This is a genomic window from Stutzerimonas stutzeri (genome assembly GCF_000590475.1).
Classification (GTDB): Bacteria; Pseudomonadota; Gammaproteobacteria; order Pseudomonadales; family Pseudomonadaceae; genus Stutzerimonas; species Stutzerimonas stutzeri_D.
This window is the reverse complement of sequence record NZ_CP007441.1, coordinates 1,987,519-2,000,500: the sequence shown is the minus strand read 5'-3', so window position 1 is coordinate 2,000,500 and position 12,982 is coordinate 1,987,519. Positions and strand designations below refer to the sequence as shown.

The 12,982-nt window shown below is 60.4% G+C and carries 11 protein-coding genes and 1 pseudogene; 7 read left to right on the top strand and 5 right to left on the bottom strand.

The genetic code is table 11. The features are described 5' to 3' along the window. Position 1 precedes the first annotated feature (1 nt). The 7 genes and pseudogenes from CH92_RS09360 to CH92_RS09330 all read left to right on the top strand — a co-directional run bounded on the left by CH92_RS09360 (position 2) and on the right by CH92_RS09330 (position 6,797). Entirely contained in the window at positions 2-1,000 is a 999-nt protein-coding gene (locus CH92_RS09360) for an NAD-dependent epimerase/dehydratase family protein (RefSeq protein ID WP_025241515.1), read from the top strand. Next, the gene (locus CH92_RS09355) at positions 997-1,800 is read left to right on the top strand and encodes an SDR family NAD(P)-dependent oxidoreductase (protein WP_025241514.1); all 804 of its coding nucleotides are present in this window, start codon (positions 997-999) and stop codon (positions 1,798-1,800) included. Before CH92_RS09360 ends, CH92_RS09355 begins: the two co-directional genes overlap by 4 nt. Further along, positions 1,800-3,161, top strand: coding sequence for an amidohydrolase family protein (locus CH92_RS09350; protein ID WP_051517597.1), 1,362 nt, complete (start codon positions 1,800-1,802; stop codon positions 3,159-3,161). Before CH92_RS09355 ends, CH92_RS09350 begins: the two co-directional genes overlap by 1 nt. Continuing rightward, entirely contained in the window at positions 3,158-3,880 is a 723-nt protein-coding gene (locus CH92_RS09345) for a maleate cis-trans isomerase family protein (protein ID WP_025241512.1), read from the top strand. Before CH92_RS09350 ends, CH92_RS09345 begins: the two co-directional genes overlap by 4 nt. 1 nt (position 3,881) lies before the next feature. Continuing rightward, positions 3,882-5,321, top strand: coding sequence for a dihydropyrimidinase (gene hydA, locus CH92_RS09340; RefSeq protein WP_025241511.1), 1,440 nt, complete (start codon positions 3,882-3,884; stop codon positions 5,319-5,321). An 83-nt stretch (positions 5,322-5,404) separates the two neighbouring features. Then, a complete protein-coding gene (locus CH92_RS09335) occupies positions 5,405-6,070 on the top strand; it encodes a fumarylacetoacetate hydrolase family protein (RefSeq protein WP_235206206.1) in 666 nt (221 codons plus the stop codon). A 188-nt stretch (positions 6,071-6,258) separates the two neighbouring features. Further along, positions 6,259-6,797 (top strand): annotated as a pseudogene (locus tag CH92_RS09330) (tyrosine-type recombinase/integrase). A 247-nt stretch (positions 6,798-7,044) separates the two neighbouring features. On the opposite strand, the gene CH92_RS09325 reads toward CH92_RS09330, so the two are convergent. Genes CH92_RS09325 through CH92_RS09305 form a run of 5 tightly spaced genes read right to left on the bottom strand, consistent with a single transcriptional unit; the run spans position 7,045 to position 12,889 of the window. Further along, positions 7,045-7,974 carry an SMP-30/gluconolactonase/LRE family protein gene (locus CH92_RS09325; protein WP_025241509.1) on the bottom strand — a complete coding sequence of 310 codons (930 nt, stop codon included), beginning with the start codon at positions 7,972-7,974 and terminating at the stop codon, positions 7,045-7,047. Next, positions 7,971-8,804, bottom strand: a complete 834-nt coding sequence (locus CH92_RS09320) for a citryl-CoA lyase (RefSeq protein ID WP_025241508.1) — start codon at positions 8,802-8,804, stop codon at positions 7,971-7,973. The genes CH92_RS09325 and CH92_RS09320 overlap by 4 nt, the downstream gene beginning before the upstream one ends. Beyond that, a complete protein-coding gene (locus CH92_RS09315) occupies positions 8,801-10,000 on the bottom strand; it encodes a CaiB/BaiF CoA transferase family protein (protein WP_025241507.1) in 1,200 nt (399 codons plus the stop codon). The genes CH92_RS09320 and CH92_RS09315 overlap by 4 nt, the downstream gene beginning before the upstream one ends. Further along, complete coding sequence (locus CH92_RS09310; RefSeq protein ID WP_080689984.1) at positions 9,981-11,900, bottom strand: TRAP transporter permease; 1,920 nt, start codon at positions 11,898-11,900, stop codon at positions 9,981-9,983. Before CH92_RS09310 ends, CH92_RS09315 begins: the two co-directional genes overlap by 20 nt. Then, positions 11,897-12,889 (bottom strand): TAXI family TRAP transporter solute-binding subunit, encoded by a 993-nt coding sequence (locus tag CH92_RS09305; RefSeq protein ID WP_025241505.1) that lies wholly within the window; start codon positions 12,887-12,889, stop codon positions 11,897-11,899. The genes CH92_RS09310 and CH92_RS09305 overlap by 4 nt, the downstream gene beginning before the upstream one ends. Positions 12,890-12,982 lie beyond the last annotated feature (93 nt).

The window sequence follows — 12,982 nt, the reverse complement described above, 5'->3', positions numbered from 1 at the left end:
GATGACCACGCTCATCACTGGCAGCAGTGGCTTTGTCGGCCTGGCCCTCGCCGAGCACCTGCTCGCGACAGGCGAGACGGTGATCGGCTTCGACCGCTCGGCGCCGACCGAAATCGCTACCCGCTCGTTCGCGGCGCTGCCCGGTCGCTTCGTGCCTTGCATCGGTGACGTAAGAAACGCAGGTGCATTGCATGAGGTGATGAGCGAACACCGTCCGCAACGGCTCGTGACGCTGGCCGCGATCACCGCCAATGAGGCGCGCGAGCGGCATGCGGCGCAGGCCATCTTCGATGTCAATGTCGGCGGTGTGCTTGCCGCGATCAGCGCGGCCGCCGATAACGGTGTTGAGCGCGTATTGCATGCCAGTTCCGGCTCCGTTTACGGGCGCAGCGGACGTCTGTCGGCGGCCCTGCACGAAGACGACACCCCACTGCTGCCGGAAGGCCTCTACGGCATGTCCAAGCGCGCTGCGGAAGAAGCCGCCATGCGCCTCGCGAGCTTGCGCGGTCTGCCGCTCGTGGTGGGTCGCCTGGGTACCTGCTTTGGTCCTTGGGAAGCGGACAGCGGGGTGCGGGACACGCTGAGCGCCCCACTCCAGGTCCTTTTGCGCGCCCGAGACGGCGAAACGGCAATCCTGCCCCGCGCGGGTCGGCGCGACTGGCTGTACGTTCGCGATGTGGCGGATGCCATGGCCACGCTGCTGGACCAGCCAAGCTGGGCCTATCCGCTCTACAACCTGGCGGCCAGATTCGAATGGAGCCTGGACGACTGGTGCGCGTGCGTCGCGCCTCGCTATCCCGGCTTCCGCTGGCGCCTGGCCGAATCGGACGAACCGCCCAACATCGACTATTTCGCCGACTACGACCGCGCCTCAATGGACATCCAGCGGCTTCTTGACGACACAACCTTCCGACCGCGCTTTGGGCTGACCGAGGCGTATGCGAATTACCACCACTGGCTCGAGGAACACGGCACCGGTCGGTGCCACAGCACACCATGACTGAACACATTCCGTTTCCCTCTGCACGCTTCGACATGAGCGGCAAAGTCTGCATCGTCACCGGCGCCGCCTCCGGAATTGGCCGGGCGATTGCGCGCCAGTTGGCTGCCAATGGCGCCCACGTCGTGATTGCGGACGTGACGACCGAGGTTATCGAAGGTGGCGAGCCGACCGCCGACCTCATCGCCCGCGACGGTAACGGCGCGACCTTCATCCGCACCGATGTCGCGTGCAGCGAGCAGGTAGACGCCCTCGTTGCAGATACCGTTGCACGTTTCGGCCGCCTGGATGTGCTGGTCAACAACGCCTGCATTCGACATGCGCGGCCACTGCTGGAACTCGACGAGGCCGATTGGCAGCGCTTGCTGGACGTCAACCTGACTGGCGTCTACCGCTGCTGCCGCGCCGCGGTACGCCAGATGCTCAGCCAGTCCGCCATCAACGAGGTGCGCGGCCGGCTCATCAATCTTTCATCCCAGCACGGTCTGATCGCCGCGCCCGGCGACCTCGGCTATGGCGCCACCAAGGCCGCAGTCGACTACATGACCCGACAGATCGCCACCGACTACGCCGCTGACCTCGTCGTCTGCAACGCCGTGGCGCCGGGCAAGATCCAGACCGGCGCGGGCGGTCGTGCCGTCGATGCCAGCGTGCTCGACCGCGCATCGCGCCGCACGCCCTGGCCACGCCTCGGGTGCCCGGAAGACGTTGCCCGGGCCGTGCTTTTTCTTGCCAGCGATCACTCGACCTTTATGACCGGTGCCACCTTGATGGTGGACGGCGGATGGATGGCTGCCTGATGACTGAAGACATTCTGGACCTGCTGATCACAGACGCGACTGTGCTGCTGGAAGACGGCGTCGCCCGCCTTTCAAATCTCGGTATACGGGGCAAGCACATCGCATTCATCGGCGACGGGCGCCCTGCGGCCATTCGCACACTGGCGCTGCCTGGCCGAGTCGTCGTCCCCGGCTTCGTCAATACCCATTATCACGCCGGATTGAACTTCGTCCGCGGTGTAGCGCCGGACTGCGGCTTCGCCCCGTCCTACACACCGGGCCTCCCGCAGGCGTCATGGCTGAGCGAGGAAGAAGCGCTCGCCCTGTCCCGCCTCGGTGCCCTGGAAGCATTGCGCGCCGGCTGTACCACGCTGGTCGACAGTTTCGTTCACGCCGAAGCCACCGTGGCCGGCATGGCGGAAACCGGCGTGCGACTGTTCGCCAGTCAGCGCATGGCGGATGTCGATTTCGCTTCGGTGCTGGAAGGCGACCGTCGCTTCGATCGCGCCCGTGGCGAGCGGCAATTGGAGCGCGCCGCCGCGTTCGTCGAGCGCTGGGCCGGGCAGGCCGATGGCCGCATCCAGGCGCACCTTACCGCCCACGCACCGGACACCTGTTCGGTAGCGTTTCTGCGCGAGATCGCCGCCCTCGCCGAGCGGCACGATCTGCCCATCAGCACGCACCTCGCACAAAGCCAGGACGAAGTGGACTGGGTCCGTGCGCGACACGGTTGCTCCCCCGTAGAGTTGCTGGACGGACTGGGCCTGCTTAACGGTCGCCTGCTGGCTGGCCACTGCATTCACGTCGACGATGCCGACATTACGCGGCTCGGCCGTAGCGGCGCACACGTGGTGCATATCCCGGTGGGCAATGCGATGTCTGGGCGGATCGCCCCGACCCGCCGCCTGATCGATGCCGGCGCGCCGATCTGCCTCGCCACCGACACCATGCACGGCGACATGATCGAGGTGATGCGCTGGTCCCTGGCCGTCGGCCGTCTACAAGCCGGCTTCGTAGCGGATGACTGGCAACCCAGCGACGTGTTCGCCATGGGCACCGGCAACGGCGCGCGCGCATTAGGTTGGGCAGATCGCATTGGCCGACTTGCCGTGGGCATGCTCGCCGACATTGCCGTTCTCGATTACCGCCAGTTGCATCTCACGCCCTGCATCGATGCGCTGGGCAGCCTGATTCACAACGCCACCGCTGCCGATGTGGAAAGCGTCTTCGTCAACGGCGAGCAGGTCATCGATGGAGGTCGCGCAACCCGTGTCGACGATGCAGAAATACGCGCCGAGGCCGAGCGCGTGTGTCAGGCCCTCTGGCAACGCTGCCCGAATCCGCTTCGTCCCTATCCGTCCGCCGCAGGTAACGCACGATGAAACGTATCCGCCTGGGCATTCTCACGCCCTCCTCGAACACATCGCTCGAACCGCTGACCCAGGCGCTGGTTTCAGGGCTGCCTAACGTCAGTGTGCATTTCGCGCGTTTTTCCGTAACCCAGATCGCCCTCAGTCCCGACGCGCTTGGGCAGTTCCAGCAGACACATATCCTCAATGCGGCGAAGCTGCTGGCCGACGCCCATGTTGATGCCATCGGCTGGAGCGGTACCTCCGCCGGCTGGCTGGGGTTCGATCAAGATGAAGCGCTCTGCGCGGCCATCACCGAGGCCACCGGCGTACCCGCCAGCACATCCGTTCTCGCGTTGAACAAAGCGCTCGATGCTTTCGGCATCAGGCGGCTGGGGCTCGTTTCCCCGTATCTTGCCGACGTGCAGGACAGGATCGTCGCCAACTATGCTGGGATCGGCATCGATGCCCGGGCGGAAAGTCATCTCGGGATTCAGGAAAACTTCGCCTTCGCCCTCGTCGATGAAACCACGCTGGACCGCCAGATCGGGGAAGTGGCCACGGCCGGCGCGCAAGCAATCACCACCTTTTGCACCAATCTTTATGCCGCTCACCGGGTCGCCCATTGGGAAGCCGAACACGGCATTCCGGTGTTCGACACCGTGACCACCGTGGTCTGGGACATGCTGCGCCGCACCGGTGTGGACACCTGTCGCATCACCGGCTGGGGCCGGCTACTTCAGGAAGCCTGACATGCAACCGTTCGATACCGTCATACGCAACGCCCGCGTGGTCACCGCGGCGGACACTTTCACCAGCGACATAGGCATCCGCGATGGCCGTATCGCCGCGATGGGCCTCGATCTGCCGGCCGGCAACCATGAAATCGATGCGCAGGGTCGCCATGTCACGCCCGGCGGCATCGACAGCCACGTGCACTTGGACCAGCCCACCGGCGATGGCTCGACCATGGCCGACGACTTTCTCAGCGGCACCGTTTCGGCAGCCTGTGGCGGAACCACCACGGTGATTCCGTTCGCCTGCCAGGAAAAGGGCAAGAGCCTGCGCGCCGCCGTGGAGGACTATCATCGTCGTGCAGGGGAAAAGCCGGTGATCGACTATGCCTTCCATCTGATCGTCACCGACCCGACACCCGAGGTCCTTCGCGACGAGCTGCCGGCCCTGATTGCCGAGGGCTACACCTCGTTCAAGATCTACATGACCTACGATGCGCTGAAGCTCAGCGACCGCGAGATCCTCGATACCCTCTCGGTTGCGCGCAGCGAAGGTGCGATGGTCATGCTGCATGCGGAGAATGCCGACTGCATCGCCTGGCTCACCGAGCGCCTGCTCGCCGCCGGCCACACCGCGCCGCGCTACCACGCGACCTCGCGGCCCATGCTCGTCGAGCGCGAAGCGACACACCGCGCCATTGCCCTGGCGGAGCTGGTGGACGTGCCGATACTAATCGTCCACGTATCCGGGCGAGAGGCCGTGGAACAGATTCGATGGGCGCAGAGCAATGGCCTGAAGGTGTACGCCGAAACCTGCCCGCAGTACCTGTTTCTGACAGCCGACTCGCTGGGTTGCGACGACAGTTTCGAAGGCGCCAAATGCATCTGCAGCCCGCCGCCCAGGGACAAGGCCAACCAGCAGGTCATCTGGGACGGCCTTGAAAACGGCTCGTTCGAGGTGTTCTCCTCCGATCACGCGCCCTTCCGCTACGACGGCCCGGACGGCAAGAAGGCTCACGGCGAGCAGGTGTCTTTCGACCAGGTGGCCAACGGCATTCCGGGCGTCGAAACACGCATGGCCCTGCTCTGGTCCGAGGGCGTGCGCAGCGGACGGATCACGCCCCAGAGCTTCGTCGCCCTTACCGCAACCAATGCCGCCAAACTCTACGGTCTGTACCCGCGCAAGGGCAGCATCGCCATCGGTTCCGATGCGGACCTGGTGATCTGGGACGAAGGGCAGACTTTCCACCTAGACAACGACCGCCTGCACCACAACGTGGACTACACCCCTTATGCCGGCATGCGTCTGAGCGCCTGGCCAGCGATGACGCTGTCCCGTGGTGACGTTGTATGGGACGGCGAACAGCCACGCGGCGACGCAGGCCGAGGTCAGTTCCTGCCCTGTGCCCGACCCGACCCGGCCAAGCCGCGCCGCCGGCAGACCGAGATCCCGATGTGAGCGAGGCCCACATCGACGCCGTTGCCAGGCGCTTGATAACCGGCTGGCGCACGGGCCAGCGCCAGCCTCTCAGCGGGCTGGCTTTGCCCGACATCGCCGCGGCCTACGCTGTACAACGCCGGGTCGGTGATGCCCTAGGCTGGTTCGACGGCGCGCGTCCGGCCGCCTGGAAACTTGGGGGCGCCCCTGGCGGCATGATCAGCGCGGCGGCGGTCCAGGCTAATGCCATTCACCGATCAGGCTGGCACGTACCGCCCGGTTACGCCACTGCGCTCGGTATCGAGGGTGAGCTCGTTGTCCGTCTCGGGCGAGACCTTACCGACACCCCTGATCTGACCGAAATCCGCTTCGCGATTGATGCATGGTTACCAGCGATTGAACTCTGCGACACACGCCTGGAAGGCGGAATAAATGCCGATCCGTTGCTTCGACTTGCCGACCAACAGCTCAACCGTGCCCTCATTCTTGGCGATGCCGTACAGCTATTGGATCTGCCAAATTGGTCACACCAAACCGCGAAACTCTGGGTTGATAGCCTCGAAGTAGTTAACGCTAACGGCTCGCATCCTTTTCTCGATCCACTGTCGTCTCTACCGTGGCTAGCGCGACACGCTGCAGCGCAAGGCACGCCTTTGCGCGCCGGCGACCTAATTGCTACAGGCAGTTGGACTGGTATTTATTGGGCTAATCCGGGGCAAACGATCACTTTCAGTCTGATAGGAGTTGGAGAGGTCAGGCTGAACGTCTGATCCGTCCGGTGTTGCCGCTATGGTTTCTGGTCTTTTTTGGGCTTGGAATGACTAGATCGTCAAGGCAGTGTTGAACCGCGACATAGACGACTCGCTTGTCTGCCGAACGCAGAGCGGCAGCAACTGACCGATTAGCGACCACTGCTCTGGCTAGCCATCTTTGTCCTCCCACACTTGGAGGACTTGCCATGAACATCTTCGCTACCTGCAGGCGACAGCCCTGGAACAAAGGAAAATTGGTCGGACAGAAAGCTCCGCTCCGACTCAGAGATATCTGGGCCATCCGAGTAAGGGTTCAAATCGCAGTTAAAACCCGCGATCTGGCTCTCTTCGATCTGGCCATCCATAGCAAGCTTCGAGCCTGCGACTTAACCAAGCCCCGTGTGCGCGACGTTGCACATGGCGAGCGCGTGTCATCACGAGCCATGGTGATGCAGCAGAAAACGCAGCGGCCAGTGCAGTTTGAGATCACTGAGCAAACACGGTTGCTCTCGCGGCCTGGATACATCAAGCCCAGCTCCGCAACGAGAACTGCCTTTTTCCGAGCCGGCTGCATACCTCAGACCATCTATCCACTCGCCAATACACTCGTATCGTCAAAGGCTGGGTGAAAGCCATAGGCCTTGATCCAGCCATGTATGGCACTCACACGATGAGACGTACGAAGGCATCACTGATCTATCGCAGGACGAAGAACCTGCGGGCGGTTCAACTGCACGATGCATAGCGACGGTCGAAGCCAAGCCGTTGCCAACCGGGCCAAAAGCGGACATCGAGGCCCGCAAATGACCGATGCCAATACGTCTAATCCGATCACCGAACCAGACAAGAATCCCAGCCGCTAAAAGAGGTGTCTGATAAACAAGCAACGACAAACCTTTTCGGCTGAGTACAGCGAGACGCATCCCACTATCGTGTTTGTCTTCTTAAACCACGTGCCCAAGTTCAATATAAAACATGATTTCCTTATAGGATCAGCTATGAGAAAACATGGGTCTCCCAGACGACTGCCAGTCCGCCACCAGAATGGTTCCCGTTGAAGAATCTGTAATGTACAACTGCGTGCCGTCCTTACCTCCAAAGGCGAGATTGGTAAGCGTCCGGCCTTCAGTACAAGAACGGATGCGATACAACGGTACGGCATGACGGTCGAACGCCCAAACACAGCCGTTGCCTGCGTCGCAGACAAATAAGTTGCCGTCGACGTCCAGCGCCATCCCGTCAGCGCCACTGACGCCGCCAGCCATGGGTGTAAAAACACCCACTTTCGATGTGCTTCCGTCGGCTTGCAGGGGCAGCCGCCAGACCGCGTTGCCGCGGGTCATGGCAACTAATAGGGCGCGTTCGTCCCGATCCATGACCAATCCGTTGGGGCTCGGCGCATTATCGACCAGGCAGTCCAGTTGCTGACTGTCGAGGTCATAGCGGAAAACCCTGCCGCTTGGGTCATGCATACCAGTCTGACCTTGGTCGGTAAAGTAGAGACGGCCGTCTCGATCAAAGAACAGATCGTTAACGCCTTTGAACCCTTCACTTCGGCGATGGGTCAGCACAGGCGATATTTGCCGCGTTTCGGGATCCAGCAAAAGAATCCCGTTTTTGTAGTCCGCAATGAAGATGCGTCCATCCCGGTGAATCTTCAGGCCGTTCGGCCAGCCGTCGTATTCGACAACCAGGCTCCATTCACCTTGTGGAGAGATGCGGAAAATGCGCCCGTAGGGTATGTCCGTGACGTATAGATCTCCCTCACGGTCGAATGACGGACCTTCCAGAAAGCTCGGTACGGATTGACCGGGTTTGTTTGCTCGGATCCAATCGGAATCGCCGTTAGGGCGGCAAAACTCGTCAGGCATTCTCGTAAAAATACGAGTTTGCAGGTCCTTCGGCGGTGCATAAAAGCTCATTGCGCCTCCTTCAGCGAGCGAGGCGGATGGCCTGAATAGCTCCAGATGAACTGGCGTGGGATAGGGCCTTTATTGCGGCCACCCTGCTGGGTCTGCTCCCAGGCATGGGAGAGGATGCCAACCGAACGCGACAAGCAGAAAAGTCCTCTCGCCAACGGCGCAGGAAACCCGAGCTCAGCGTAAATGACCGCTGTGGCGCCATCGATATTCATCGGTATGCGCTTGCCTTTTCGGGCTTCCAGGCAGTCCTCGACTGCTCGACCAATAGTTGCGAATCGCCCGCTCACGGTGCCTGCATCCGCCGCTTGATCAACCAGCCTCAGCAACGGCGCGGTGCGCGGGTCGACGGGGTGGAAGCGGTGGCCGAATCCGGAAATAAATTTGCCGTGCTGTTCAATGAACGCGTCGAGCGCTTGACCGGTGGCGTCTTCCAGTGCAGTTCCCGCTTCTACCCGTGCGGCAATGTCCAGGTAGAGTTCTACGGCCTGTTCACCGGCACCACCGTGAACGTCGCCCAGGACGTTGACGGCAGAGGCCATCGCACTGTTCAGGCCGACGCCGCAGGTGGTGGCCATGCGCGCGATGGCGATGCTCGGCGCCTGGGGACCATGGTCTACGGCGGCCATCAAGGCAGCCTCCAGCAGATTCGCCTGCTCTCGTGAGGGCATGTCACCGCGCAGCATTAACCAGATCATTTGGGCGAAGCCAACGTTTCCAATCAGCTCCTCAATGGCGTAGCCGCGATAGCGAATGACGCCTGGCTGCATATCGATGATCTCGGTGTTCCACCAATCCTCGGTCATCTGCTGGGCCTGGTTTTTGTCGCTCATACGGCGCGCTCCTCGTGTAGTCGCTGAATGTCGCTGACGCTATAGCCAAGCTCGGCCAGTATCTGATCCGTATGCTCGCCCAAAGCGGGGGGAGGCGCGCTCACCGTGGGCGCTTGCCGATTGATTTTAATGCCCGTGCGAAGCACGCTGACCGGCGTGTTCACGCCAGAAACATCATTAAAGGTAGCGATCATGCCCCGATCGCGGATCTGTGGATGCTCCAGCACTTGCGGGACCGCATATACCGGGCCGCAAGGTACACCGGCATCATTCAGCAGCTTCCACCATTGCTCCGTAGAGCATTTGGCAAGGGCTCCCTCGATCATGGTCTTGAGCTCCTCCCGGTTTTGTAGACGTGCCAGCCGCACGGCAAATCGAGGATCATTGATCAAGTCGTCGCGACCGATTACTCGGCAAACGGCCTCGAACTGTTCCTGCTTGTTTGCAGCGATGTTGATAAGCCCGTCGCCGGTGCGAAAGGTGCCCGAGGGGCTGGCGGTAACATTGTCATTGCCCATTGGTTTGGGCTCTCGACCGGCCACCAAGTAGTTGGACACCGCCCACCCCATGGTCGCTAACGTGGCCTCCAACATTGATATATCAATGAAACAACCCTCCGCTCGTGAACGGTCGGCCAAAGCACTGGCAATAGCGAAGGCAGCGGTCATCCCACCTACGGTATCGGATACGGGATAGCCGACCCGATAAGGCGCGTTTTCCGGTGAGCCAGTTACGCTCATGACACCTGACATCCCCTGAATGATCTGGTCATAGGCGGGCAGGTCGTGCAGTGGGCCATCCTGACCAAAACCGGAAATGGCGCAGTAGACCAGCTTTGGGTTGGTCTGGCGGAGGACCTCATAGCCAACCCCTAAGCGATCCATTACGCCTGGGCGGAAATTTTCCACTAGCACATCGGCTTCACGTACCAACCGGTGTAGAACTTCGCGGCCAGCCTCGCTTTTCAAGTTCAATGTCAGCGACCGTTTGCCAGGATTTTGCGCCAGGAACGAGACGCCCATTAGCTTCTCGTTGAGTTCCGGATCAGCACCAAGTTGACGTGCGAGATCGCCGGAGCCTGGCACCTCGATCTTGATTACGTCAGCTCCCATGTGTGCAAGCTGATGACAACAGAAGGGACCTGCCAGCACATTGGTCAGATCCAGCACGCGAATCTCACGCAAAGGCTTGAACATTATTTCTTCTCCAGTAACGGAAGCTCAGAAGGAAGACGATTGCCGATACGCCAGTGACGGTTGGTAACCAGCCAGGTGCTAAAACGAATGCACCGGCAGCAATGAGCAATGCTCGTTCGATGATGGTCAGACGCTGACAGAAAAAACCAATATGCCCGGCGGTAAGGCCGAAGGTGGCGATCATCAATGCTGCAATGAAAGCAAACGTAGGCAGAACGTTATCGGCGCTCAAATCCTGCAGGTTGATTTCCGGGTGGTAGATCCAGGCGAACGGCAAAATGAACGCAACAATCGACAGGCGCATGGCATTGCCGGCGATCTTCATCGAGCTGGTTTTTGCGATGGCCGCCGCAGCAAATACCGCCAATGCCACGGGCGGTGTGATAGCCGAGAGCACGGCAAAGTAAAAGACGAACAGGTGGGTCTGCAGCAGATTTACGCCGAGCTCGAGAATGGCCGGCCCTGCGACATAAACCACCATCAGATAGGAGGCCGCGGTCGGCAGACCCATCCCTAGCAGAATTGAACAGACTGCTGCCATGATCAAAGCCAGCAGCAGGCTGTGGCTGCCGAGCGCAATGATCATCTGGTTGAGCTTGATGCCCAGCCCGGTACTGCTCACCGCGCCAATGACTATCCCGATGGCTGCGCAGGAAATCAGTACCGCTAGCCCGTCGCGGCCGCCATCGACCAAGAAACGGCCGAAGTCCGGCAAGCGCATACGTGTTTGAGGCAGCAGGTTACCAACGACTAACACAGTCGCCGCTGCTACCAAGCCGCAATAGGTTGGCGAATAACCAGAGAACAGCATGCCGATCAGCGTTCCGAACCCGGTCAGCAATGTGATGCACTCCGCGAGCCGCCGCGAATTCATGGCCTGTTCGCCCTGATCCTCTAGAGGCTTGATGCCCAGACGAGAGGCTTCCAGCGCAACAGCAGCAGAGAGTGCGAATAGATAGAGAAAGGCGGGTACCAGTGCGGCGAGCATGATGTTGGCATAAGGTATGCCGGTGATCTCGGCCATGATGAAGGCCCCTACGCCCATAATCGGCGGCATGATCTGCCCGGAGCAAGACGCTACGGCTTCGACCGCGCCGGCGAAGCTGGCTTTGAAACCCGAGCGCTGCATCATGGGAATCGTGAGCACCCCGGTTGCAACCACATTGGCCGGAGCTGAGCCATTGACCGAGCCAAACAAGGCCGAGCCGATAATCGAGGCCTGGGCAGGGCCGGAACGCATACGACGGGTGGCGCGCAAAGCAATGAAGTTGAAGAAGTCGCCGGCCCCCGTCAGTCTCAGAGCGACCCCGAGAATGACGAACACCAGTACGACATCGACCACTGCTCCTAAAGCGACACCAAAAATTCCCTGGTAGCTGAAGGCTATTTCCAGAACTTCAGTTATATCGAAGGGCCTATGCGTTAGCAGCCCAGGTAGGTAATTACCAAATAGCAGGTAGGCCAACGCTGCACCAACGATGCTCAGCAGCACCCAGCCCTCGACGCGCCGCGCAGCTTCGAGCACGGCGATGGTTCCAAGTAGGTAGCAAACAAGGTCCAGGTCGTTGGGCAACCCTTCCCGCAGGGCGGCGATATCGTTGTATTCAGACAGCAAGTAGATGCAGCTGAACAAGCTCATGCCAATGAATAAAAGGCTAAGCAAGACATCCAGTCCGCCACGCCCGATTCGGGCTAAGGGCCCTTGTTTAAGGCAAAACACCGCAATCAGCCCGAGCAGCAAAACCATGCCGTACTGTACTTGCGCTGGAAACTTCCCTACGGCGGTGGTGTAGATGATGAATGTACTGATCAAAGCGCAGGCCAGCAGGCCCACGCTCCTCATCAACGGGTGCCATGGCGCCTCGCCCTGAGCGGGGCGCAGCAGGGTAGCAAGACTCATTGGATCAACCCTTTCTCACGGAAGTAGCGGGCAGCGCCAGGATGCAGGTCGGCAGAGAGCATCTGGGTTGCGTCATTGATATCGAGGAGCGCCAATGCGTTGCTGGCATTACGAACGTCCTCGACATGCTCCCAGAGCGTTTTGGTGATCTGGTAAGCGGTTTCCTCATCCATGGACTCGTTTACTACGAACATGAACGGGAAGGTCCAGAATTGAACGTCGCCATCGCTTTCGACACGGCCCTCATAAGCCGACTCGATCCGGCTGGCGGGTACCGTCTTTAGCGAGAAGTACTCTCCGCTGGTGATGTTGCCCTTGAACTCTTCGAAAGTTGCCACGTCGGGTGAGACGAAACGCAAATTCATCGTCCGTGAAGCATTGTCCACCGCCGCTTGCGGAACGCTGCCCCAGACGAAGGTCCCGTCGAGACTGCCATTGGCCATCTGGTCGAAGGCTTCGCCATATGTAATGTATTGGGTATCAACATCCTCACCAGGAGCCAGTCCGACTGACTTCAGCAGCTCACTGCTAACGCTACCGGCTTGGCCGCCCGGCCGGCCAACCGCCAGGCTATGGCCCTTGAAATCAGCGAAGCGTTTGATTCCGCTCTTCTCTGTGACCAAATACTGACCGGCACTGGAGCGGATTGCGAACAATGCCTTGATGGTCTTGTAACGCTCAATCAAGCGCTCCGGGTCCTCCGCAAACTGGCCTTGGCGCAGAGTCGCATCCTTGAAATGCGGCGAGCCAATTACCGTAACGTCGACCTTGTTCATTGCCAAAAGGCGCAGGCCCTTAATCGTGCCGTTGTCCACAACGGTAAGGGAGTCGCCTTCGTCTCTCGCACTTATGTTCGACCAGGCTACCGCTAGGGCGTAGTCATCCGAGGTTGGCGAGACGGCGCTTACGATCACTTCTTTCGCCGAGACGTTGGCCCCCATAACGGCGAGTGACAGGCAGGAAACGGACAGTAGTTGCTTGAAGTGCATGGGAGAACCCTCTTGTTGTATGTGTGTGCCGTGCGCTTTGCGTTCTGCTAGATAGAACTATATTCTCTCAGACAGAATCGTCAAGTGCTTCTA

What these genes read in the sequence shown, in the direction of transcription:
- CH92_RS09360 (WP_025241515.1), top strand. Translation starts at nt 2, where the DNA reads ATGACCACGCTCATCACTGGCAGCAGTGGCTTTGTCGGCCTGGCCCTC.
- CH92_RS09355 (WP_025241514.1), top strand. Translation starts at nt 997, where the DNA reads ATGACTGAACACATTCCGTTTCCCTCTGCACGCTTCGACATGAGCGGC.
- CH92_RS09350 (WP_051517597.1), top strand. Translation starts at nt 1,800, where the DNA reads ATGACTGAAGACATTCTGGACCTGCTGATCACAGACGCGACTGTGCTG.
- CH92_RS09345 (WP_025241512.1), top strand. Translation starts at nt 3,158, where the DNA reads ATGAAACGTATCCGCCTGGGCATTCTCACGCCCTCCTCGAACACATCG.
- hydA (WP_025241511.1), top strand. Translation starts at nt 3,882, where the DNA reads ATGCAACCGTTCGATACCGTCATACGCAACGCCCGCGTGGTCACCGCG.
- CH92_RS09325 (WP_025241509.1), bottom strand. Translation starts at nt 7,974, where the DNA reads ATGAGCTTTTATGCACCGCCGAAGGACCTGCAAACTCGTATTTTTACG.
- CH92_RS09320 (WP_025241508.1), bottom strand. Translation starts at nt 8,804, where the DNA reads ATGAGCGACAAAAACCAGGCCCAGCAGATGACCGAGGATTGGTGGAAC.
- CH92_RS09315 (WP_025241507.1), bottom strand. Translation starts at nt 10,000, where the DNA reads ATGTTCAAGCCTTTGCGTGAGATTCGCGTGCTGGATCTGACCAATGTG.
- CH92_RS09310 (WP_080689984.1), bottom strand. Translation starts at nt 11,900, where the DNA reads ATGAGTCTTGCTACCCTGCTGCGCCCCGCTCAGGGCGAGGCGCCATGG.
- CH92_RS09305 (WP_025241505.1), bottom strand. Translation starts at nt 12,889, where the DNA reads ATGCACTTCAAGCAACTACTGTCCGTTTCCTGCCTGTCACTCGCCGTT.